This is a genomic window from Streptomyces sp. NPDC005899 (assembly GCF_040629645.1).
GTDB lineage: Bacteria > Actinomycetota > Actinomycetes > Streptomycetales > Streptomycetaceae > Streptomyces.
The window spans coordinates 1-23101 of the sequence record NZ_JBEXWB010000034.1 but is presented as its reverse complement, the minus strand read 5'-3'; the positions used below and the strand labels follow the sequence as shown (position 1 = coordinate 23101).

Here is a 23101-nt window from a genome sequence, read left to right as displayed (position 1 = left end):
GGGCCCGACCGGCTCACGGATGCATCGAAGCACCTTTGAGGATCTTGTCCACCGCGTTGCGGGGCCCGTGGACCGCGAGGCCCACCAGGTCCAGCCGGTCGCGGCCCACTGCCCGGACGGCTGCCCTGTTGGCCTTGTCGTGCCCGGTCGCGAAGAGGTCGGAGGTGAACACCGCCATGATCGCGCCCCGGCCGACCGCCCGGCTGTGTGCCGTGGTGAGCAGCTCCTTCGGACCGGTGAGGACGAGCACGGGCTGCCGGAACATCGGCAGGTAGGTGGTGTCGTCGGCGTCGGCGTACGGTTCTCCGATCACCTCCGGCACCCGCGTCCCGAGGCCGCTGGCCAGGAAGGCGGTCACGTTCAGCCGCTGCCAGGTCTCGAGGTCGTCACGGAGCAGTACGGCGATCTTGGTGTCGAAGCGTACGGGTGCGTTGTCGTCGGTCATGGGGAAAGCCTGCCGAGCCGTCCGCACGGCGTCTTGTACGAACTTTGCACGCCTCCCCGGCCCGCACCGCTCTTGTAGGCTCCCTCCATGGGTGCACGTCCGGACATCACCGCGTGGCGGCCTCGGGTCGAGGGAATCGACGAGGTCTTCCACGCGTTCTTCGCCGATCACGCCTATCCCATGCACACGCACGACGCGTGGACGCTGCTGATCGTCGACGAGGGCATGGTCCGCTACGACCTCGACCGCCACGAGCACGGGGCGCCGAGCTCGGTGGTCACGCTGCTGCCACCGCACGTCCCGCACAACGGTGACGCGGCGACACCCGGGGGCTTCCGCAAGCGTGTCCTGTACCTCGGCACCCGGCAGATCGACCCCGCCCTCGCCGGGCGGGCCGTGGACCGGCCGGTGCTGCGCGACGAGCGACTGCGCCACCGCGTCCACCAACTGCACACGTCGCTGGAACGGCCCGGGGACGAGCTGGAGGCCGAGAGCCGGCTGGCCCTCGTCCGCGAGCGGCTCACGCGCCACCTGCGCGACCAGGCGGACGTGCCGCCTCCGGTGCACGACCGCCGGGTCGCGACCGAACTGCGCGACCTGCTCGACGAGCGGTTCGTGGCGGGGCTGTCCCTGCGGGAGGCCGCGGACCGGCTGCACGTCCACCAGGCCCATCTGGTGCGGGCCTTCAGCCGTGCGTTCGGCATGGCTCCGCACCAGTACCTGACGGGCCGCCGGGTCGACCTGGCCCGGCGGCTGCTGCTCGGGGGGATGCGGGCGCCCGAGGTGGCCGCCTCGGCCGGGTTCTACGACCAGTCGCACCTCTCACGCCACTTCGCTCGTGTGGTCGGCACGAGCCCGGGCCGCTACGCGCGCACCGGGACGGGCCGGTTACCGGCGCGCCAGCGCCCCGCGTACGAACGCCGCCTGACCCGCGTGCTGCAGGTCGTCGGCGATCACGCTGATCAGGCGGACGCCGAGGGTCACGGGCGGTGACCATGCCTCGTCCACGATCCGCTCCAGCGCCCGGCCGTCGAGCCCTTCGACGAAGCCGGCGGTCCGCCGGTGCACGGCGTCGTAGTAGCCGAGGAGGAGGTCGGCCGAGGACACCCGCACGGACGCCACCTCCTCGCTGCTGTGGCCGTAACCGGTCGATCCCTTCTCGAGGGGCAGTTCGAAGCGGGACGCCCAGTCCTGCGAGAACCACACCTGCTCGGTTCCCGCCGCGTCCGAGACGTGGTCGTCCTGGACACGCGTGAGGTGCCATACGAGCCAGGCGATCGAGTTCGCGCCGTCGTCGAGCCTGGCGTTGAGCTCGTCGGGCCCGAGGCCGTCGACGGCCGCGTGCACCGCTTCCTGGACGCGGTCGAACGCTTCGGTGAGCATGCCTGCACTGTTCATACGACCACCATGGCCGGTCCCCGCGCCGGCCCCCCGCTGCGACACGGCACCGGGCCGGTGCCCGCCGGGCGTCACCCGTGCACGGTGCGGAGCCACTGCGTCAGCAGGGCGCTGACCTCGTCGGCGCGCTCCTGCTGGATCCAGTGCCCGCCGCCCTCGAGGAGGTGGCAGGAGACGAGCCCGGGAAGCGTCCGGGGAAATGCGGCGATCGCGTCGGCCATCCACGTGGTGGAGGCGTCGAGTGAGCCGCCGATGAACAGCGCGGGCGCGGTGAGCCGCGCGCCGTCCCAGGCCGCCATGTCCTCCCAGTCGCGGTCGACGTTGCGGTAGCGGTTGAGGCCGCCGGTCAGGCCGGTCCTCGCGAACTCGGAGCCGTACACGTCCAGGTCCGCCTCGGACAGCCAGGAGGGCAGCCGCCCTCGTACGAACCGGTCGCGCATGCGGGCCCCGGCGGGCACGAGGAAGGGCGAGTCCGCTCCGGGAGGCGGCATCGTGTCCGCGGAGAGCGAGGCGTAGAACCCGGCCAGCCAGCCGCGTACGTCGGGGGCGATCTCCGCCTCCGCGCGGCCGGGCTCCTGGAAGTAGCCGACGTAGAACTCCTCGTCCCCGCCGATACGGGCGAAGCCGTCCGTGGGACGGACCGGGCTCCACGGGGCGTAGGGGACACCGAGAAGCGCCACGGCGGTGAACATGTCGGGTCGCAGCAGGGCACTGTGAGCGGCGATGGGCGAGCCCCAGTCGTGACCGACGACCGTCGCCGTCTCCTCACCCAGCGCGTGGACGACGCCGACGTTGTCGGCGACGTGCGCGGTCATGCGGTAGGCGTCCACCCGCTCCGGGGCGGCGGAGCGTCCGTAGCCGCGCACGTCGACGGCGACCGCCCGGTAGCCCGCGGCGGCCAGCGCGGGCAGTTGGTGGCGCCAGGAGTACGAGGTCTCGGGGAAGCCGTGGATCAGCAGGACGAGAGGTCCCGCACCCTGTTCGAGGAGATGGATCCGGCCACCCGGGACGTCCACGAACCGGCTCACCGCCCCCGGCACGGTCGCGGAGGGCTCGGGGACGGAGGTGGTGGGCGGGACGGGCTGCGGCATGGTCACTCCTGGGTCCTCGGCAGGCCTTGCGTCCCGATCATTCGACGCAAGGAGCCACGGGACAAGGTAAGTTGCCGTTCCGGCAAAAGCCCTGCCCGTCACACGAGCAGGCGCAGCAGGTGCCCGCAGGCCGACGCCTCGTCCGGATGCCGGTCCAGGACCTCGTACCGTCCGCGTTCGTACGCCCCGGTCTCCCACACCCCGTCGGCCGACCTGCGGAGGAACAGGAAGTCGGGGGGTGTGGGCACCGGTTCGTGGACGCCCTCGATGCGGTAGTAGCCGTCGGCCACGCCCGCCGCTTCGAGCACGGCTCGCAGTTCAGGGCGCCGCATCGCCCGCCGTCACGCTCCCGCGCGCTCGAGGTAGGCGTGGTCGAGAAGCCACTTGACGTTCAGCCGTTCCCCCGCGCCGGGGTCGAGGAACACGGCGTCCAGCTTGATCTGCTGTCCACCGCCCCGCTGCTCGAACCACGGCGCGATACTTCCCTGCCAGACCCAGAACGGCTTGGTGACCTTGTAGACGCGGTAGTCGCACGGCACGGCGGCGTCCCGGGTGTTGAGGTTCTGCGGGGGCAGCGCGCGCTCCGCGTACGCGTCACCGGCAGGCGCCAGGTAGCCGCCGTACTCGGAGCCGAAACGGTCCAGCCTCTGGCCGGGGCGCAGCTTGGCGGGCTCCTTGTCGACCTCGCCGTTGACCTCGGCGAAACCGTCGTCGGGCGGGTACTTCCAGCTCCCGGTGTCCGCGGTGCCCTCCCAGTACTTCTTCAGGAAGGCGGACGGCGACAGCGCGCCCGTGCGCTTGTACCCCTTGAGCAGCGGGCCCACGGGCGCCTGACTGCTGCGCGGCAGCCACTTGGGGCCGAGCCGGGCGTCGCCACCGAACTCACCGGTGCACGGATCGTGGCCTGCGGCCGTGGTGGACGCCACGCGGTCGTGGTGCGGGGCCGCGTGCGCCGCGGGGGCGGCCACCAGGCCCGCGGCGATGCCGATCGCGGCAAGTGCGGTGCGGATGCGGTTCACTCACAGGTCCCCTCGGTCTTCGACGACTGCTCGGAGCAGCTGACGTAGGGTAACCGGTCGCGTGCGGTGAGTCGTGACGCCATGCCGTCCGGGGCCGGCCCGGACGGTTTCGTCGGGCGGATGCCGGGCCGTGGCGGGGAGTTCGGCCGAGGGGCGCACCGGCCCGGGTCCCCGGCGGCGGGGACCCGGTGTCTCAGGTGCGCGGTCCGACGTAGCTGACGGTCACCTTCTCGAAGCCCAGGGATTCCAGCAGGCCCCGGAGCATCGCGGCGGTGTTCTTCTCCGCCCGCTGCGTCAGGCCGCTCTCCTCGGCCGCCTCCCCGATGTGCTGGGCGGCCAGTTTGTTGACCGCCTGCTCGCTGCCCGGGTTGTCGGAGAAGAAGTCGCCGAGCCGGTCCAGCAGGCCACGCTGTTTGGACACGGCGTACGAGCGGTCCGGGTCCAGCGCCGGCTTGCCCAGGACCGCGTGCGGGAGGCGCAGTTCGGCCGTCGTGCGCTTCTCGTCGACGACGACCCCGTTCGCCGCCACCTTGCCCAGGTCGACCGATGCCTGGACCGTGCCCGCGCCCACGTACAGCGTGCGGGTGCCTCGTACGGCGTCGGGCAGGTACTTCGCGTCCTTCTCCAGGTCGACGACGACCTGGAAGTTGCCGGAGGCCGCCTCGTACGCGCTCATGTCCTGGATGGACTTGAGCACGGCGGGGCCGGAGCGGTCCTTGGTCTCCTCGGCGAAGAGGTCACCCAGGCCGGGCAGGAGACTCAGCCTGCTGCCCAGGAACAGCAGGACCAGCGCGGCCGCGCACACGCCGGCGAACGGCAGGCACCCTCGCGCGCGGGAACGGGACGGCGGTCGGGGCTCGCCGGCGTCGCCGGGGGTGCCCGCGCTGTGTGTCCTCGGATCGGTGGACGTCATGGGGTGCGTGTGACCCCTCGCGGCGGTTTCAGTCCGGTGGGTAGCCCGATTACGTCAAATCCTGTACGGGCGGGCACCGTTCAGCCCCGTCACGTGCCTCCCGGCGGCGCCGGCAGCCCGTGGGGCGGCCCCTCCCGTCCGCGGAGGTGGCCGGCGCTCGGCAGCGTCACCAGGAAGGACATCAGCGCGCCGCGGCCACCGGCGGCGAGCCGTCAGGTGGCCGCGGACGGGCATCCGGGCCCTCCATCGGTCATCCAGCGCGCGGATGCCGTCCATCCGGGGAATCGATTTCCGCGGCCGCCGGCTTCGGGCCAAGGTGGTGCTGTTCCCCCTTTCGAAGGTGAGGCCTCCCGTGGACGGTGCCATGCCCCTCCCCCGGCGTACCCGTGTCGGCATAGTCGGAGCCGGCCCCGCGGGGCTGCTCCTGGCCCGGCTGCTGCACGGGCACGGTATCGACTGTGTCGTCCTGGAAGGCCGCGACCGCGCCTACGCGGAGCGGCGCCAGCGCGCCGGGATCCTGGAGCAGGGTGCGGTCGACGCGCTGCGCGCCTGCGGGGCGGGGGCGAGGCTCGAGCGCGAGGGGCTCGCGCACGAGGGCGTGGAGCTGCGCTTCGACGGCCGCTCGCACCGGATCGACTTCCCGTCGCTGACCGGTGGCAGCCGCGTGTGGGTGTACGCGCAGACGGAGGTCGTCAAGGACCTGATCGCGCTCCGGATCGCGGACGGGGCGCCCCTCCTGTTCGAGGCGGAAGCCCTGGCCGTGGAGGGCGCCGGCACGGGCCGGCCGGTCGTCCGGTACCGGCATGCCGGCCGCGACCTGACGCTGGAGTGCGACTACGTGGTCGGCTGTGACGGGTCGCACGGGGTGACCAGGCGGTCCGTGCCCGAGGGTGCGTCACGGACCTTCGGCCGGTCCTACCCGTACTCCTGGCTGGGCGTCCTGGCGGACGCGCCGCCCGTGTACGACGAGTTGGTCTACGCGCACTCACCGCGCGGCTTCGCGCTGGCCAGCATGCGCTCCCCCACCGTGAGCCGTCTCTACCTCCAGGTACCGAACGGCGAGGACCCCGCCGCGTGGCCGGACGAGCGCGTCTGGGACGAGCTCGACTCCCGCCTGGCCTCGTCCGGCAGCCGGAGGCTCGAGCGGGGCCCCGTCACGGCGAGATCGGTGCTGCCGATGCGCAGTTCGGTGACCGAGCCGATGCGCTTCGGGCGCGTGTTCCTCGCCGGGGACGCCGCGCACATCGTCCCGCCGACGGGTGCCAAGGGACTCAATCTCGCCTTCGCCGACGTGGCCGTGCTGGCCCGCGCCTTCGGACACCTGGCACGGACCGGATCCGCCGACCTGCTCGACGCGTATTCGGACACGTGTCTGCGCCGGGTGTGGCGCGCCGAGCACTTCTCGTACGCCATGACGACGGCCCTTCACACCGATCCCGCACGGAGTCCTTTCGACGGCCGCCTCCAGTTGGCGCAACTGCACCGGATCGCGGACTCGCCGCACGCGGCGGCGGAGTTCGCCCACAACTACACGGGGCACTTCCCCGGGTAGGCGGGCGTCCCGTCACGCGTCCGGACAGGCGGGCGTCCCGGCCGGCAAAGTCGCCGGCCGGGACGCCCCCGGTGGTGCGGTCACTCACTCCAGCAGATCGGCATAGGCCCCCAGAGCGAGTGCGATGTCGGCCTGGGCCCAGAACCGGTGGTAGGTGAAGACGGGAGCGGCTCCGCCGTCCAGGTACGCCTGCACCTTCGGCCAGTTCGGGTCGTCCTTGTAGAAGGACCGGATGGAGAGGAACGTCGAGTCGTTGTCGACGGTGTCCCCGTTGGGCATCGCGCCCGTCCAGCCGTTCGGGACGTACACCGGGTCGTCGAAGCGGTTGTAGTCGGCGCGCGTCTCCGGGACGGCGACACCGGCGTCGTCCTGGTAGTGGCTCCACATGCCGTCGAGCAGGCCCTCGGCCACGGTCTTGGCCTGCGCGTCACCGGACTTGGCCGCGTAGTAGGTCAACGTCCTGGCGTAGGCACCGGCCACGCCGACGTCGTTGGTGTAGTCGGCGACCGTGACGTGGAGGCCGGCGTTGCCGCCGGGACTCGACGCGTTCCAGGTGTCCGGCGCACCGGACCACTTGAGGGTGGAGGGCACGAGGTAGGTGCCGTCCGGGTTGATGGTCGTCTTGGAGAGGGCCCAGTCGACCCACTTGTCGAGTACCGCCTTGGCCTGTGCGTCACCCGTCTCGTGGTAGTACTCGGCGACCCGCTCCATGGACCAGGCCTGGAAGCCGAACCACTGGTTGGACGGCGGGTCGTGGTAGACGGGCTTCTCGTCGTAGTACATGCCGTAGAAGGTCGGTGTGCCGGCCGGGGGCTGGGCGTAGCTGCCCTTCCAGCTGTTGGTTGCCCCGCCGGCGATGGCGCCCTCGTCGGACTGCAGCCACTGGTAGAAGTCCAGCTGCCGGTCCAGGCTCTTGGCCCAGTCCTGCTGGCCGGTGGCCGACTTGGGCTTGAGGTCGGCGACCGAGCTGAGCGCGTAGGCCGCCATCGGGTTCTGGTACCCGCCGTGCGCGTGGCTGGAGCCGATGCGCCAGGACCAGCCCGCCGACGTGTCGGTGGCTCCGCCCCAGGCGTAGTACCAGGACATCAGGTAGTGCGCGCTGTCCTTGCCGGAACCGGCCGGGCAGGCGGTCGGGCCGACGCAGTTGCCGACCTTCTTGAAGTACTTGTCGAACATGGAGTAGCGCAGGTAGTCGCCCATCTTGGCGGCCTTGCCGACCGTCGCGGCGACCTCCGACGACTTGCCCTGCTCCTTCGCCCAGACGTCGGCCCAGTACGCCGCCTGGACCGCGCGGGCGTCGGCGTCGGGGGCGTTGGTGAACTTCCACTGCTTGGCGTACGAGGAGTCCCCGGTGAACAGGTCCAGGTATCCGTTGTCGCCGCCGAAGGTGAAGTTGTCACAGGTCGGGTGCGTGACCGTCTCCCAGACGGACTCCTGCGGACCGCGCTGGAAGGTGTTGATGTAGGACGGTCCGGTCTCGTTGGGACCGGCCGAGCACTTGCCGGGCGTGTTGCCGTACCCGTAGACGTTGTCGACGTCCTGGATCCAGTGCATGCCGTAGATGTCGGCGGTGCCGTACGCGCTCTTCAGCTCGGCGGCGATCGGGTCGGACCCGGAGCTCGCCGATCCGTCGAGCACGGCGGGGTACTCGTTCGGGGTGTCGTGCTCGGGCGCGTAGGTGGCCGGCTTGGAGGCGTTGTAGAAGGAGTTGGTGGGCTGGTCGGCGTGGGTGGGGATCATGTACTTCTCCATGGTGTCCCACGCACCGTTGAACTTGGTCCAGTTCCCGGTGATCTTCCCGTACATCGCCTGCAGCCAGATCAGGTAGCTGTACGCCTCCGACGTCGTCTCGTGGCCCTGGTCAGGGGCCTCGACGATCAGCGTCTCCACGGAGTGGTACGGAATCCCCTCCGGGGAGAAGTAGCCGTTCGCCGGGTCGGTGATCTTGCCGTAGAGGTCGAGGAAGCGTGCGTCGTACTCCTTCGCCGCGGCCAGCTGGGTGACGGTCACCTCCGCCTTGCCGTGGCCGGGCGCCGAGGCGGTGAAGGTGGCCGCACCCGTGCCGGTGCTGTTGGCCGCGACGGTCACCTTCTGTGCCGTGGACCAGGTGGACGGGGTGAAGGTGAGGCTCGCCCCGCCCGTGACACTCAGCCCGGTGTTGCCCGCGGACCGGGCCACGGTGACGGTGACGTTCGCTCGCGGGGCGGTGGACAGCTTCACGTCGAAGGTGCCCGTCCTGCCCTGCTGGACCCCCAGTTGCGAGGGCGTCGCGACGACGACGGGGCCCGCCACGACGGTGATGCCCGAGGGCGTCGACTCCGACGAGGCTCCCAGGCTGTCGTAAGCCCTGGCGTAGACGGAGTGGCTGCCGGCCGCGAGGCCCTGGGCGCTGTAGGTGTAGGGCGATGTGGTGTCGGTGCCGAGCAGGGTCGTGTTGTCGTAGAACTCGACCTTGCTGATCCCCGCACCGTCCGCGGCGGCCGCGGTGGCGGCCAGCGGGACGGCGTCTCCGGCGGAGTAGGTGCTGCCCGCCGCGGGGCTGGTGAGGACGGTGATCGGCGGCTGGTGCGCGCCCGCGCAGACCGTGCCGTTGACGGCGAAGGCGGTGGGGGCTGTGTTAGTGCCGCTGTACGAGAACTGTGCGCCGGCCGTCACGGCGGCCCCCGCGGCGACGGTCCCGTTCCACGCCGCGTTCTTGACGGTGACGGTCTTGCCGGCCTGCGACCAGGTGCCGTTCCAGCCGTTGGCGAGCTTCTGGTTGCCGGCGTAGTCGTACGTCAGGGTCCAGCCGTTTATCGCGGCCGTGCCCCGGTTGGTGACGGTGAGTTCGGTGTTGAAGCCGGAACCCCAGTCGTTCGCCTTGTAGTCGACACTGCACTGAACGGCGGCGGCCTGGGCCGGTGTGCCGCCTGCCGCGGCGGTCATGCCCAGGGGAAGGGCGAACGCGGCCAGAGACGCCGTCCACAGCCGTCTGCCACCGGCTCCGGTTCTGCGGGGTCTTCTGGGTAACCAGCTTCTTCGTGCGGTTCCCGTTGGCATGCCGGGTATCTCCTCGCGGCTCGGCGACATGGGGGCGTACGGGGGTTGAGCGCAAGACCTGAACCACCCGTGGGAGCGCTCCCAGCATGGGGACGGGGAAAATCGGCGTCAAGAGACGCGGTGAGTCGAATTATTTCGATAGCGGGAGATGAGGAAGCCTCTGCCGACCACCACCCCGTGACGCCTCGGTGCCAGGCCCACGCATGGGAGCGGTCCCATCAGCCCACGCGCACCGCTGGGGCACGTCCGGCCCGCAAGAGGGCGCCCGCACATCACTTGCTGTGTGTCCCGTACATCCGCCCTGCTGAGCGGCCCCGGGCCCCGCCCGGGTGGTGGCGTTCCCTCGCGACGAGTCCGCCGGACCCGGACGGCCGCGGGGGGCGAGGGTCCGGTGGCCGACGGGGCGGATCGCGGGCCGCGGGAGCAGGGGCTCGACCGCAGGCGCGATTTAGCGTGCAGGTGACACGCGCGACGGACACGGCGTGTCCGGGCACGCGGCAACGCGTCGATCCCGGCACGCGATCGACCACCCGGTGCCAGGAGTCCCGTGAAACAGCCTGCCCGGCGCTCCGCCACCCGCTTCCGGCCGGCTCCGCCCCGGTGTACGGGGTGGAGCCGGCCGGGAGCGGGCGGCAGGCTCCGCGTCGGCCCGTTCCGGGCGCTCCCCCGCCCGGTCCGGTCCGGCCGGCGCGCCACCGCTCCACGAGGGCGCGTCCGCGCGCAGTGGGCGTGGGCCCGTTCCGGCGTGCGGCCGCGTCGCCGTCGGAGGTCCCGGTCTTCGTGAGCGGCTTCTTCCGGCCCGCGTACCAGGTGCCCGTCCGGGTCCCGGAACCGGCCTCGGTTCCGGCGGTGTCCGGAACGGCCGCGCCGGCCGCGGGCTTCGGGGCCCGATCGTCCGACAACGCGTGGTAGTGGTGGCTGATCCGACGCCCGATCACGACGTAACCCAGCAGCGCCCCCGTGGTGTTGAGGATGACGTCGTCGATGTCGAAGGCCCGCCCCGTCACGAGCGCCCCCTGTACGAGCTCGACGACCGCGATGACCAGCACCGTCAGGACGATCATGCGGATCATCCTCAGTCGGCGCGGGACCAGGATCGGCAGGAGGACGCCGAACGGCACACCGAGGAGCAGGTTTCCGCCCGCCTGTTTGCAGGCGGCGAGGAAGGTGTACTCCTCCGCGTACTGCCGCAGCGAGCGTCCCGGCTGGAGGTTGGAGGTCACGATGTCCTCCGAAGCCGGTGAGGGCGTGAGCGTCACCTTGGCCAGGACGACGGAGAACGCCACAAGACCCGCGAATGCCACGAAAAGCAGCATGGCACGCAACAGGATACGCCCCGCGTTTCTACGCCTGGCCCCGGATTCCATCTCTGCTGTCATGGCCAACCAATGCCCCGGAGCCCGGCGGCCACACCCCCGAAGCGGGTGCGACCATGTGCTCATGAGCGCACAGAACAAGGACCGGCTGCTGGCGCAGGCCGTCGCCCTGCGGGAGCAGGGCCATCCCGAGCAGGCCAGGGAGCGGCTTCTCGCCCTCACCGCCGCGTTCCCCGACGCCGCGGACGTGGCCTACCAGACCGCCTGGGTCCACGATGTGCTCGGCCTGGAGGCGGAGGCGGTGCCGTACTACGAGCGGAGCCTCCAGGGCGACGGCCTGGCCGAGGAGGAGCGCCGGGGGGCGCTGCTGGGACTCGGCAGCACGTACCGCGTCCTCGGCAGGTTCGGGCAGGCCGTCGAGACGCTGCGCCTCGGGGTGGCGGAGTTCCCGGACGACGGCGCACTGCGGACCTTCCTGGCCATGGCCCTCTTCAACACGGGCGAACACCACGAGGCCATGCGCCTTCTGCTGTGCCTGCTCGCGGCGAGCAGCGGCGACCCGCACGTACAGCAGTACCGTGCGGCCATCGAGCATTACGCGACCGACCTCACGCAGATCATGTGACCGGTGCCCGGCGGACCGGGTGACCACGGTCCGGCAGCTCACGACGCGGAGGTGGGCGCGCGTGGCGGACAGCGGAAAGCCCCGGCCGGATCGGGGGAATCCAGCCGGGGCGGCTCACGCGTGGGGTCGTGGCGTTCGGTTCACCGCCTCGCCCCCACGTATAGATGAACGATAAACCACCCGCTCGCGTTCCCGTGAATCGGGACCCCGGGCTGTGATGCCCACCACCGCGACCACCGGGGCCGGGCATCCCGCCGCCCCGCTTCCGCTGCCACCGGAGACTCCGCCGGCAGCGGGCCGGGGGCCCGGCCGGGTCAGCGGGTCTCGCGGAACAGGACGTGCTGACCCGCGGCCGGGTCGTACTTGCGCAGTTCCAGCCGGTCGGGGTCGTTGCGGCGGTTCTTGCGGGTGGCGTAGGTGTGCCCGGTTCCGGCGGTCGACCGGAGGAGCACGACGGGCCTGGTCTCACTGCGTGCCATGGGGACCTCCACAGGACTGCGACCCCTCCCCCTTCTTGGGGATGGGTGTCGTTTTCGTTCCGGTGACGTAACGCCGTCGAGACCGCCGCCATTCCCGGACGCGCCGCGGGTCCACCCCTCGCCCCTGCTGTGGATGCGGGCACTCGATCAACACGCCGGGACAGACGAGCGGCGTACACCCTGTCACCGGAGGAACTGATATTCGACTCCACGCGTCGCCCGGCGGCGCCGAGGGGAAGCGGCGGAGGTTTCGGGATCCACATACGCCCTGCCCCATGGAGTGTGCCGCTCGCGGGACGCCCGCGCGGGCGCGCGTCCCCCAACTCGCGCCGGTGGACTTGCGTCAACCACGCGCAAGGGCAAGGGTGTTCGGCGGACCTCAGCTCCACCCAGCCGAAGGCATATGCCAGGTGCAACAACGCGTCGAGTGTTGCCGAATCCCTTACGGGCTCCCACGCCCTGTGCGACAGTCGAGTCCGGTCCACCCCCACGAGCCGGTCGCGCAACGCCTGTATCGGAGTCCGAGATGCCGTCCCATCTTTTCGCGGACCGCCCCGCCCCCCAGCCTCCCGAGCGGCACGCCGTCGACGCCCTGATCACCCGGGCCCTGCGGCTGCGCGGGGACGTGGACGCGGTGCGACGGCACGCCGTGGTCGCCGACGAGGACGACCCCCGGCTGCGGTGGCAGCGCGCGCTCTGCGAACTCGCGGTCCACCAGCTCGACGACCTCGGCGAACACCTGGGGCACCTCAGGAACGGCATCCCCACCCAGACGACTGACGAACCGACGCCCCAGGGCTTACGGCGGCCCGCCGCCGACCGGCCTCCCGGCACACCGCCGAGCAGGGTCGGCACCGCCGAATGGAATCTCCTGACCGACGAGGCCAGCTGGTCCGAGGAGCTGTACCGCATCTTCGGCAGAGCCCCGCAGGCCGGCGCGCTCTCCCTGGACGAGTTGCCGTCCGTGCTTCTCGCCGAGGACCAGCCCGTGCTGACCTCCATGGTCACCGGCTGCCTGGTGGACGGCAGGCCGATGGACGGGGAATTCCGGATCCTGCGACCCGACGGCTCCCTGCGGACGCTCCACATGACGGGTGAGCCGGTGCTCGACGCGTACGGCTGCACCGCCTCCATGTGGGCCGTGCTGCGCGATGTCAGCGCCCTGCGCCGCACCCAGCACGTCGTGGGCAGCGCCCGGGACACCCTGGGAGACCGCGAACACCGGGCACGGGCCGAACGCCGGATGGCGGCCGAGCTGCAGGAAGCCCTGCTCCCGGCACGTCCGGGCTCCTTACCTCCCTCCGGTCCGGGCCCGGGCGGGCTGGACATCGCCGCCCGGTACCTGCCGGCCGGGTCGGGCGACCTGATCGGCGGCAACTGGTACGACGCCCTGCGGCTGCCGGACGGCCACCTGCTCCTCACGGTCGGGGAACTGACGGGCCACGGGATCCACGCCACCACGGCCATGGCGACCCTGCTCGGAGCACTGCGCGGGATGGCCGTCGCCGGAGTCGGGCCGGGAGCCCTGCTGGGGCATCTCAACCAGCTGATCGAGTGCTCGGCCCAGCCGGCGCTGGGCAGCGCGGTGTGCTGCCGGTTCGATCCCGCGACCGGCACACTCACCTGGGCCCAGGCGGGGCACCCCGCACCGCTCCTCTTCCGCGGCGCGACAGGGCGCCCTCTGCCACCGGTGGACGGAGTGCCGCTCGGTGCGGTGTCCGGCGTCGCCTACGAACAGGACCAGGTGGTCCTGCTGCCGGGCGACGTGCTGATGCTGCACACGGACGGGCTCGCACGGCGAAGTGGCCGGGACACGGGACCGCAGGCGCTGCTGGAACTCGCGCCACGCCTCGCCGAGGCCCGGAGCGCCCAGGACTGCGTCCGCACCGTCGCCGCGGAGTTCGGGGGGGACGAACGGATCGAGGACGCCTGCGTGCTGGTGGCCCGCACAGCATCCTGAGGACGCCTGCCCGCAGATCCCGCAGCGGACCGTCGGCACCCCTGCGCACGAGCCGCCGGCTGCCGGACGCGGAACGGATCGCCCCCTGGCGGGGCGCCGCTCAGATACGTGGACCTCCGGACTTCTTGAACGACTTCCGCGGCAGGGCGAGCTGGATCTCCTCCCGCAGGTCCTCGATCTTCGCGTAGCCGGCGAACTGACCGGTGAGCCGGTACATCTCGCGCAACCGGTCCCAGGTGCGGTGGGAGGAGGTCTCGCCCATCGACACGAGGGCGAGTCGCGCGTACCGGTCGGCCTGCTCCGGATCGTCGGCGATGAAGCAGGCCGACGCGAGCGAGATGTAGTCGAAGATCCTGGACCGCTGACGGCCGTTCTCGCGGAGGTCCAATGCCTGCTTGGCGTGACGCTGGGCCGTGGTGGCCGCCGCCGGGTCGTGCTCGGCCAAGGTGCGGAAGGCCAGGGCCTGCATGCCGTGCATGTCCGCCTCGTCGAACATCTGCATCCAACTGGGCGGCGGGACATCGCCCTTGTCCGAGACGAAGAGGTCCTCGGCCTCTCCGAGTGTGCGCCGCATCGCCTGCCCTCGGCCCATCGCCGCCTGCGCCCAAGCCTCGATCGTGCGCAGCATGGCCTGGGTGCGCGGCAGCGTCTGATCCCCTGAGCCCGACTTGGCAAGCTTCATGAGGTCCAGGGCGTCGTCCGGGCGGCCCAGGTGGACCATCTGGCGGGCCGCGCGGGAGAGGGCCTCCCCCGCGCGGGGCCGGTCGCCGCCCTCCCGTGCCGCGTGGGCCGCGATGACGAAGTACTTCTGGGCGGTGGGCTCCAGGCCGACGTCGTGCGACATCCACCCGGCCAGGACCGCGAGGTTGGCGGCGACGCCCCAGAGGCGGCGCTGCAGGTGGTCGGGGTGACGGTAGGCGAGCATGCCGCCCACCTCGTTGAGCTGGCCCACGACGGCCTTGCGCTGGAGGCCGCCGCCCCGGGACGCGTCCCAGGCCCGGAAGACCTCGACCGATCGTTCGAGCGCCTCGATCTCCTCGGATCCGATGGGGGCGGCCTCGTACCGGTCGAAGCCCGCGTTGTCCGCGTGGAAGGGGTCGTCGGGGCGTGCCGTCCGGGCCGCCGGGGCGGGGTCGGACTGCAGCCAGTCGTGCATGGCACCGGTGAGTACTGAGCCGGCGGTGAGTGCGGCGCCCGCGCCCACCAAGCCGCGTCGGTTGAGCATGAGGTCCATTCCCGTGAATTCGGTGAGGACCGCTGCCGTCCGTTCGGGCGCCCACGGCAATCCGTCGGGATCCTTCTCCGTCCCGGCGTCTCGCCGCTTCCCCACACGCCCGCGCCGGCCGAACCCGAGGTCCTCGATGGTCACGACACGGCCGAGCCGCTCGGTGAACAGAGCCGCCAGCACTTCGGGCACCGGGTCTCGGGGGGACTCCCCCGTGTCGATCCAGCGCCGGACCCGCGAGGTGTCGGTCGCCAGCTGGTGGTGGCCCATGGCCGCCGCCTGCCGGTTCACCATTCTCGCGAGCTCACCCTTGGACCAGCCGGCCAGGCCGAACAGGTCAGAAAGGCGGGTGTTGGGTTCTCCGGTCACGTCAAGCCCCCAGGTTCTCGGCTGACTTGACACTAACCCCCTGTCAGATGCTGAGCGACTATTCGCCAGGGTCCGCCAGGGTCCGCCAGATGGTCTGCCACCCGCGGTCCGGTGTCAGGTAGGAAAGCGCCACCCCGCCCGGCAGCCCTCGGTACTCCCCAGGGTGCCGAACGGCCGCCGGCCGGGGCGGCGTACGCAACTTGTCGGCGCACGAAGGGATCTGTCTCGCCCATGTACACAGCATCGTCCTCCGTGTCCGCCCCGCCCCGGCCGCTTCGTCCCATGGGGGCGGGTGGCGGGCCGTATCTCGACCCCCGCGCCGCGTCACCGTCGTCCGGCACGGGTCGGACCCGGCGGGCGGCGGGGCCGGGCACCCAGCCGCTCAGCGGACGCCTCGACCTCTCGGGTCCCCAGGGCGCGCAACTGAGGATGGTCATCGCCTCCGTCCACCGCATCTGCCCCGAGTTCAACCCGGTGCAGGTGCTGCGCCGTAGCGGGCGCTCGGTGCTCATCGTCGGCACGACCGGCCGCGTCACCGCCGTCGCCAAGTGTTTACTGGACCACTCACCCGCCTGGACGGAGCGGTTCAGGCACGAAATAGCTGCATACCGCGCCTTCGTCAGGCACCGCCCACCGGTTCGGGTCCCCCGGCTCATCGCCGCGGATCCGGAGAACTGCACACTGGTGATCGAGCGGATGCCCGGCAGGGTGGCGGCACTGACGAGGCACCCCGTGGAGGCCCCTCCGCGCGCGGACGTGCGAGCCGCTCTGGGGGCGATCAGCCGGATCAACGCCTGGCGTCCACCGGCCGGTCTTTTCGAGGCGCCGCTGGACTACGCCTCACGCATCGCCCGCTACCACGAGTTGGGGCTTTTCACCGACCGTGACCTGGGTGACCTGCAGAAGCTGTTGCACGGTCTCGCGCACGCGGGAGGCAGGCAGGGAATGGGCCAGTTCTGCCACGGTGACGCCCTGCTCTCCAACATCCTGCTGCCCCCGACCGGCCCCGTGCTGGTCGACTGGGAGCACGCGGGCTGGTATCTGCCGGGCTACGACCTCGCCACCCTGTGGACCGTGCTCGGGGACGCGCCGGCGGCCCGGCGTCAGATCAGCCAGCTCGCGCAGGCGGCCGGTGCCGCGGCGCGTGACGCCTTCCTGGTCAACCTGATGCTCGTCCTCACCCGGGAGATCCGTACGTACGAGACGGCCGTGCAGCGGGCCATGCGGGAGGGGGCGCCCTCCGGGGGCGGCCAGACGCGGCAGGGCGCGCTCTCCTCGGGCGAGGAGCAGCGGCTGCTGCTGCGCAGGCTGCACGACGACTGCGCGATGGCCCGCCGGGCCGTGCGCGCCGCGGTGGGCACACGCTGACGGTGCCGGGCCCGGCGGGCCCGGCCGACGGGTTGCACGCCTCGGGACCGGTGCCGACACACCGGTGCCGAGGCGTGCCGCGGGCGGCCGGGCTACGGCCGGGCCCGCACCACATCCACGTCGGACGCCCTGACGAAACCGATCCGGTGCCCGATCTGGACCGTCACGTACTTCTGGTCCCCGCGGACATACGTGTGGTCGTACGGCTCCGACGCGTCGATCGTCGGAGCGTAGTAGTACCCGGTGGGCGCCTCGCCGCCTCCCGGGAACGCCTGACCCGCCTCGATGGTGTAGGCCAGCGGGCTGCCCACGGCCGGCTTGGGGAAGTCCGCGGGGTACTCCGCCTTCTCGGGGTAGGCCACCCCGTAGACGGGCACCTCCGCCTTGCCGCTCCGGGGCTTCACCACGTAGCCCGAGGTCGGAGTGGTGACCCTGACGCCGTGCGGGGAGCGGAACCACGCCTTCTGCCCGTACCACCAGATCGCCGTCCAGCCGGGCACCCGGTCGGCGACCACGGCCTGCTGCGTGGCGCTGATCTTGCTGCCCCAGTCCGCGGCGCAGTTCGTGCCGGGCGAGCCGTCCGGGTGCAGCCCCGGATCGGAGAAGAGGGGTGCCTCCTCGGACGGTTCCGTGCGCAGGGGCACCGCGCTGCTCCCCTGCAACGGCAGGTCGACGCCCTTCTCGCAGTCGCGGAACGCCTGCTTGTTCCTGTCGAAGTCCGCGCTGACGGTGACGAGTTCGCTGCTCCTGGGCGCGCTCGGCACGGTGGGTCGGCCGAGCAGTGCCATGAAGCGGTTCCAGTCCCAGTACGGTCCCGGGTCCCAGTGCATGTTCCTCGTACCGGCGGCGCTGGTGGGCGGGACCCCGTCGTGGCCGAGGATGTGCTGCCGGTCCAGGGGGATGTCGTACTTCGCCGCGAGGTGACGTACCAGCCTGGCGGTCGAGCGGTACATCTCGGGCGTGTACCACGTGGCGCCCTGGGCGGCGAAGCCCTCCTGCTCGATGCCGATGGAGTGGGTGTTGAGGTACCAGTTGCCCGCCTGCCAGGCGATGTCCTTGTTCTTCACCATCTGGGTGACGTGGCCGTCGGCCGACCGCACGACGTAGTGGGCGGAGGTCTGGTTGCGGGGGTCCTGGAAGATCTTCAGGGTGGTGTCGTAGTCGACCTCGGTGTCGTGCAGGACGATGAACTTGACGGCGTTGCTGTCCGGCCGGTCCGCCGTGTCGTAGTTGCCGTACGTGCGCTTGTCCGCCGGGTCGCCGGTCTGCCGGTAGGCGGCCGGCACCCAGTCGCAGTCCAGGCTGCGGGGGCATTCCGGTCGTACCCCGTCCGCGCCGGCCTGGGCCGCCGGGCTGAGCAGGGCGACGCCCAGCGCACCCGCCGTGGCCAGTGCGAGCGCGAGCCTGTTCCTCTGCTTCGACGTCATGACAACCCTTCTTGGCCGGGCGGACCCGGGCCGGTCCTGGGTGGATCTCAGCGTTCCGTTGTCGGCGCACACTCTGGGACGGGCGGTGCGGGTGAGTCAACAGTGCGGTGTCGCAGGATTCTTGGGCTTGTCTGACTATTTCGCGCGGTGCGTGACCCGGATGGCCGAAGGGTAGTGCTGGCGCGGACAGGACCGTTCCGCGCCGACGCGCGGAGTCTCCGAAAGGCCTCACACACATGGCACAGCCGTTCTCACTGCCGGACTTCTACGTGCCGTACCCGGCACGGCTCAATGCTCATCTGGAGGCGGCCCGCAGCCATACCAGGGAGTGGGCGCGCGGGATGGGGATGCTGGAGGGGTCCGGGGTCTGGGAGGAGAAGGACCTGGAGGCCCACGACTACGCGCTGCTGTGCGCGTACACCCATCCCGACTGCTCGTCCGAGGCGCTGTCCCTGGTCACCGACTGGTACGTGTGGGTCTTCTTCTTCGACGACCACTTCCTGGAGCTGTTCAAGCGCACTCCGGACCGCGAGGGTGCGAAGCGGTACCTGGACCGCCTGCCCGCCTTCATGCCGATGGAGCGGGGCGCCGCCACGCCCGAGCCGTCCAATCCCGTGGAGGCCGGACTCGCCGACCTGTGGGCCCGGACGGTGCCGGCGATGTCGGACGCCTGGCGGGCCAGGTTCGCCGAAGCGACGGAGAACCTGCTGAACGAGTCCCTGTGGGAGCTCGCGAACATCAACGAGGGCCGCATCGCGAATCCCGTCGAGTACATCGAGATGCGGCGGAAGGTGGGCGGCGCCCCGTGGTCCGCCGGACTCGTGGAGTACGCGGCGCACGCGGAGGTGCCGGCGTCACTGGCCGGCTCACGGGCACTGGGGGTGCTGCGGGACGCGTTCTCCGACGGCGTGCACCTGCGCAACGACCTGTTCTCCTACCAGCGCGAGGTCGAGGAGGAGGGCGAGAACAGCAACGGCGTGCTCGTCCTGGAGACGTTCCTGGGCTGCACGACCCAGGAGGCGGCCGAGGCGGTCAACGACCTGCTGACGTCCCGCCTCCAGCAGTTCGAGAACACCGCGCTCACCGAACTGCCGCCGCTCTGCGCGGAGAAGGGGCTCACGCCGGAGGAGACCGTCGCCGTCATGGCGTACGTCAAGGGACTCCAGGACTGGCAGTCCGGCGGTCACGAGTGGCACATGCGCTCCAGCCGCTACATGAACGACGGTGGGAGCGCCGCCGGGAGCGTGCCCCCTTTCGGGATGGCGGCGGCGTCGATCCGGCTCACGCCACGCTCGGAGTCGGCACGGCACCGGAGCCACACCCACGTCCCGTACCGGCACGTCGGCCCGTCCCTGCTCCCGGACTTCGACATGCCGTTCACCACGACGCTCAGCCCGCACCTGGACGGGGCGCGGGTGCGGATCGTGGAGTGGGCGCGCCGGATGGGCATCCTGGAGGCCCAGCCGGGGGTGCCCGGTTCGCACATCTGGGACGAGGAGCGGCTCGTCGCCACGGATCTCCCGCTGTGCGCCGCGGGCCTGCACCCCGACGCCACCCCCGATGAGCTCGACCTGTCCTCCGGGTGGCTGACCTGGGGCACGTACGGCGACGACTGGTTCCCGGTGGTGCACGGGCGGACCCGCGATCTGGCCGGCGCGCGGCTGGCCAACGAGCGGCTGTCGCTGTTCATGCCGCTGGAGGGGGCGTCCCCGCCCGAGCCGGTGAACGCCCTCGAGCGGGCTCTCGGCGACCTCTGGCGGCGGACCGCGGGGCCGATGGACGAGAGCGGTCGGCGCACCTTCCGGGAGGCGGTGGAGTCGATGACCGCGAGCTGGCTGTGGGAGCTGGCGAACCAGGCGCAGAACCGGATCCCCGACCCGGTGGACTACGTCGAGATGCGCCGCCGGACGTTCGGTTCCGATCTGACGATGAGCCTGTGCAGGCTGGGGCACGGCAGGAAGGTGCCGGAGGCCGTGTACCGCAGCGGCCCGATGCGGTCCCTGGAGAACGCCGCCGCGGACTACGCGTGCCTGATGAACGACCTGTTCTCTTACCAGAAGGAGATCGAGTACGAGGGCGAGGTGCACAACGGCGTCCTGGTCGTCCAGAACTTCTTCGGGGTCGACTACCGGACGGGCGTGGCCGTCGTGGACGACTTGATGAAGGCGCGGATGCGCCAGTTCCAGCACGTGGCCGAGCACGAACTGCCGGTCCTGTACGACGACTTCGCGCTGGACTCGGAGGCGAGGGAGACCCTGGCGGGCTATGTGGTCGAGCTCCGGCACTGGATGGCGGGGATCCTGATCTGGCACCGGGGCTGCCGGCGCTACCGCGAGGAGGACCTGCGGCGGGGCACCGGCACCCCGTGGCACCTCGCCGGCCCCACGGGGATCGGCACCTCCGCGGCACAGGTGACGCGGCTGCTGACGGAGCAGGGACGTTTCAGCCCTGCTGGAAGAGCTCCGCGGGCAGTGGCTTCAGCAGGGCGTACAGATCGTCGGTGATCGGCCGGTCCCAGCTGGCGATGGTGACGAGCACACCGTCGCTGCGGTCGAACTGCACACAGGAGACGCGGCTCTCGGAGAGTTTGACCCGGCGCACGATCAGCAGGCTGTCGCCCTGCATGACGGGCACGTCCTCGGTGCCGGTGACCTCGACCGGTTCGTCGTTCTCGAGCGCGAGGAGGAGCTGGGCCACCTCGAACGGAACCTGGCCCTCCTCGGTCTCCCGGGCCGGCGAGCCCTCCGGCAGGTTGCCGATGATCATCGCCGGACCTCGGCCGCCGAACAGGTCGTAGCGCAGGAACACGCCCTGGCAGCTCCCGTCCGGAGCGGGGAGCAACCCGGCGCCGAGGTTGCCGGGCCAGTCCCCCGGGTCCATGGCCAGGACGTCGAAGTCCGGGCCCGCGGGTGTGGCGGCGCTACGGCGGCGGAGGAAGGACATGCGGCCATGTTACGTGTCCCGGCTCACGTCGTGGAGCCGGGCACTCCCGGCAGGTCTCAGCCGGACTCCGCGGCCAGTACCTCCAGCACCTCCAGGGCTTCACTCGCACGCGCGTACGGGACGAACAGGTGGTCGTGGTGGTATCCGGCGACCACGTTGCAGCTCACGCCGGCATCCGTGAGGGCGAGGGCGACGGCGGCGGTCAGGCCGACGGCATCCAGGGCGGAGTGGACGCGCAGGGTGATCCAGCCCGCCACGAAGTCGTACCCCAGCCCCGCGGCCGCCGCCTCCGGCTCGGGTACGACCAGGGTCAGGCCCTCGGTCTCGGACACGGTGACGACGGGCCTGACCCCGTCCGGTACCGCCCCGCCGGCCACGGTCGTGAAGACGTAGCGGCCCGGGTTCAGCTCCGGTCGCATGGTGTGCAGCAGTTCTCGAAGATCGCGCTTGCCCGTCATGGGCTCACGCTAAGGCGTCCGCGCGCCCCCGCGCACGAGGCGCACGAGCCGGGCGGCCCGCCCTCCGGGAGGGCACGGTGTGCGGCGGGGGCGACGGGGGCGGCGGGGGCGGCGGGGCGAGTAAGCCATTCAGGCACACCATGTGCCCGGACGCTCACCTTCCGTCGCCACCGGGGGTGATCGCCCCTAGTTTCGGCACATGAGGAAAAAACACATCACCTGCCTGGCGGCTGCGACCGTCGCTCTGGCCACGGCGCTGGGAGGGGCGGCGGTCCCCTCCGCCGCGGCCGGGCCCGGTGACCACGTCGTGCGCCCGGGCGGTTCGATCCAGAGCGCGGTGGACGCGGCCTCCCCCGGGGACACCGTCGTCGTCCTGCCGGGCACCTATCACGAGAGCGTCCACATCACGAAGCCGGGCCTGACCCTGCTCGGCGTCGGCGGCCGGGTGGTGCTCATGCCCGCCGCCACGGGCACGAAGGCCGCGGGTACCTGCGCGGCGTCCGGCAACGGCATCTGCGTCGCCGGTACCAAGGGCCACACGGTCGACGACGTCAGCATCCGCTCGCTCACCGTCTCCGGCTTCGCCAAGAGCGGCGTCTGGGCCTCGTGGACCGGCGGACTCTCCGTGCGGCGGGTGACCGCCCGGTCCAACGGCACCTGGGGCATCGCCCAGGAACACTCGGCCCACGCGGACCTGCGGGACAACACCGCCACCGGTAACGGCGACGCGGGCATCTTCGTCGCCAACAGCGTCAGCGAGGAGGGCGGCGCGACCGACACGCAGGGGACCGAGATCCGGAACAACTCCCTGACCGGCAACCGCATCGGCGTCACGGCCCGGCGGGTCAGGAACCTCCTGATCGACGGCAACAGGATGTCGGGCAACTGCAGCGGGGTCTTCGTCGTGGGTGACGAGTCCAAGCCCGCGGCCGGGGCGATGACCGTCAGCAACAACCGGATCGAGGAGAACAACAAGTACTGCGCGGCCACCCCCCGCCTCTCGGCCATCCAGGGTTCCGGCGTCGTCCTCACCGGCAGTGAGCGGACCGTCGTGCGGGACAACGTGATCCGGGGCAACGTCGGCGCCACCCCGCTCTCCGGCGGCGTCGTGCTGTTCAAGAGCTTCGTGGGCGCGCTGAACACCGGCAACACGATCAGCCGGAACCTCGTGCGGGACAACATGCCGGCCGACCTGGCCGACCGGGACACCTCCGGGACGGGCAACGCGTTCGACGGCAACACGTGCGGAACCTCCGTACCCGCCGGGATGTGTGCCGAGTAGCTGCCCACCCCCGCACCACGAGAAACGAGACGGTATGACCACCGTGAGTCCCACCCCCGACACCACCCCCGTCACCGCACCGCTCTCCACCCCCCCCACCCCCGCCGGCCCCCGCCCCCCCCCCAGCCCCCCCCCCGCCCCCAAGCGGGGTGGGGGTGTCGCCGTGTGGGGGCGTAGCGCCCCCGACACGCC

The 23101-nt window shown here is 71.5% G+C and carries 19 protein-coding genes and 1 pseudogene; 7 read left to right on the top strand and 13 right to left on the bottom strand.

The genetic code is table 11. The features are described 5' to 3' along the window. Positions 1-13: 13 nt before the first annotated feature. A complete protein-coding gene (locus ABZ371_RS07210; protein WP_358674727.1) occupies positions 14-445 on the bottom strand; it encodes a DUF2000 domain-containing protein in 432 nt (143 codons plus the stop codon). A gap of 87 nt (positions 446-532) precedes the next feature. On the opposite strand from ABZ371_RS07210, the gene ABZ371_RS07205 reads away from it, so the two are divergent. Next, a complete protein-coding gene (locus ABZ371_RS07205; protein ID WP_358674724.1) occupies positions 533-1438 on the top strand; it encodes an AraC family transcriptional regulator in 906 nt (301 codons plus the stop codon). Here the strand turns inward: ABZ371_RS07205 and ABZ371_RS07200 are convergent. The 5 genes from ABZ371_RS07200 to ABZ371_RS07180 all read right to left on the bottom strand — a co-directional run bounded on the left by ABZ371_RS07200 (position 1334) and on the right by ABZ371_RS07180 (position 4866). Continuing rightward, the gene (locus ABZ371_RS07200) at positions 1334-1843 is read right to left on the bottom strand and encodes a DUF664 domain-containing protein (protein WP_358674721.1); all 510 of its coding nucleotides are present in this window, start codon (positions 1841-1843) and stop codon (positions 1334-1336) included. The two genes, ABZ371_RS07205 and ABZ371_RS07200, sit on opposite strands and share 105 nt — an antisense overlap. Before the next feature lie 71 nt (positions 1844-1914). Next, positions 1915-2934, bottom strand: coding sequence for an alpha/beta fold hydrolase (locus ABZ371_RS07195; protein ID WP_358674718.1), 1020 nt, complete (start codon positions 2932-2934; stop codon positions 1915-1917). 98 nt (positions 2935-3032) lie between these two features. Beyond that, positions 3033-3266, bottom strand: coding sequence for a hypothetical protein (locus ABZ371_RS07190; RefSeq protein ID WP_358674715.1), 234 nt, complete (start codon positions 3264-3266; stop codon positions 3033-3035). Positions 3267-3275: 9 nt separating this feature from the next. Beyond that, positions 3276-3953: a TNT domain-containing protein gene (locus ABZ371_RS07185; protein WP_358674712.1), complete on the bottom strand. Its 678-nt coding sequence runs from the start codon at positions 3951-3953 to the stop codon at positions 3276-3278. Between the two features lie 193 nt (positions 3954-4146). Then, positions 4147-4866 (bottom strand): DUF4230 domain-containing protein, encoded by a 720-nt coding sequence (locus ABZ371_RS07180; protein ID WP_358674709.1) that lies wholly within the window; start codon positions 4864-4866, stop codon positions 4147-4149. A 364-nt stretch (positions 4867-5230) separates the two neighbouring features. Between ABZ371_RS07180 and ABZ371_RS07175 the strand changes: the two genes are divergently transcribed. Then, positions 5231-6418: a 4-hydroxybenzoate 3-monooxygenase gene (locus ABZ371_RS07175; protein WP_358674770.1), complete on the top strand. Its 1188-nt coding sequence runs from the start codon at positions 5231-5233 to the stop codon at positions 6416-6418. 84 nt (positions 6419-6502) lie between these two features. On the opposite strand, the gene ABZ371_RS07170 is transcribed toward ABZ371_RS07175, so the two are convergent. Next, positions 6503-9343 carry a glycoside hydrolase family 48 protein gene (locus ABZ371_RS07170; protein WP_358674707.1) on the bottom strand — a complete coding sequence of 947 codons (2841 nt, stop codon included), beginning with the start codon at positions 9341-9343 and terminating at the stop codon, positions 6503-6505. A 749-nt stretch (positions 9344-10092) separates the two neighbouring features. Beyond that, a pseudogene (locus ABZ371_RS07165) lies at positions 10093-10773 on the bottom strand (VanZ family protein); the annotation flags it as partial. Positions 10774-10897: 124 nt separating this feature from the next. Between ABZ371_RS07165 and ABZ371_RS07160 the strand changes: the two are divergent. Next, complete coding sequence (locus ABZ371_RS07160; protein ID WP_358674705.1) at positions 10898-11398, top strand: tetratricopeptide repeat protein; 501 nt, start codon at positions 10898-10900, stop codon at positions 11396-11398. Positions 11399-11712: 314 nt separating this feature from the next. Here ABZ371_RS07160 and rpmG read toward each other — a convergent pair whose 3' ends face one another. Then, on the bottom strand, positions 11713-11877 hold the full coding sequence (rpmG, locus tag ABZ371_RS07155) for a 50S ribosomal protein L33 (RefSeq protein ID WP_358674702.1): 165 nt from the start codon (positions 11875-11877) through the stop codon (positions 11713-11715). Positions 11878-12403: 526 nt separating this feature from the next. Between rpmG and ABZ371_RS07150 the strand changes: the two genes are divergently transcribed. Beyond that, positions 12404-13837 (top strand): SpoIIE family protein phosphatase, encoded by a 1434-nt coding sequence (locus ABZ371_RS07150; protein WP_358674700.1) that lies wholly within the window; start codon positions 12404-12406, stop codon positions 13835-13837. A 100-nt stretch (positions 13838-13937) separates the two neighbouring features. Here ABZ371_RS07150 and ABZ371_RS07145 read toward each other — a convergent pair whose 3' ends face one another. After that, complete coding sequence (locus ABZ371_RS07145) at positions 13938-15431, bottom strand: hypothetical protein (protein WP_358674698.1); 1494 nt, start codon at positions 15429-15431, stop codon at positions 13938-13940. Between the two features lie 231 nt (positions 15432-15662). Between ABZ371_RS07145 and ABZ371_RS07140 the strand changes: the two genes are divergently transcribed. Continuing rightward, the gene (locus ABZ371_RS07140; RefSeq protein ID WP_358674695.1) at positions 15663-16799 is read left to right on the top strand and encodes an aminoglycoside phosphotransferase family protein; all 1137 of its coding nucleotides are present in this window, start codon (positions 15663-15665) and stop codon (positions 16797-16799) included. Between the two features lie 92 nt (positions 16800-16891). Here the strand turns inward: ABZ371_RS07140 and ABZ371_RS07135 are convergent, their stop codons facing one another. Next, the gene (locus ABZ371_RS07135; protein ID WP_358674692.1) at positions 16892-18226 is read right to left on the bottom strand and encodes a peptidoglycan recognition family protein; all 1335 of its coding nucleotides are present in this window, start codon (positions 18224-18226) and stop codon (positions 16892-16894) included. 236 nt (positions 18227-18462) lie between these two features. On the opposite strand from ABZ371_RS07135, the gene ABZ371_RS07130 reads away from it, so the two are divergent. Next, complete coding sequence (locus tag ABZ371_RS07130) at positions 18463-20730, top strand: germacradienol/geosmin synthase (protein WP_358674689.1); 2268 nt, start codon at positions 18463-18465, stop codon at positions 20728-20730. On the opposite strand, the gene ABZ371_RS07125 is transcribed toward ABZ371_RS07130, so the two are convergent. After that, positions 20669-21169, bottom strand: a complete 501-nt coding sequence (locus ABZ371_RS07125; protein WP_358674686.1) for a hypothetical protein — start codon at positions 21167-21169, stop codon at positions 20669-20671. The genes ABZ371_RS07130 and ABZ371_RS07125 overlap by 62 nt on opposite strands. A 56-nt stretch (positions 21170-21225) precedes the next feature. Continuing rightward, a complete protein-coding gene (locus tag ABZ371_RS07120; RefSeq protein WP_358674683.1) occupies positions 21226-21627 on the bottom strand; it encodes an ACT domain-containing protein in 402 nt (133 codons plus the stop codon). A gap of 199 nt (positions 21628-21826) precedes the next feature. Between ABZ371_RS07120 and ABZ371_RS07115 the strand changes: the two genes are divergently transcribed. Then, complete coding sequence (locus ABZ371_RS07115; protein ID WP_358674680.1) at positions 21827-22909, top strand: right-handed parallel beta-helix repeat-containing protein; 1083 nt, start codon at positions 21827-21829, stop codon at positions 22907-22909. Positions 22910-23101: the final 192 nt, after the last annotated feature.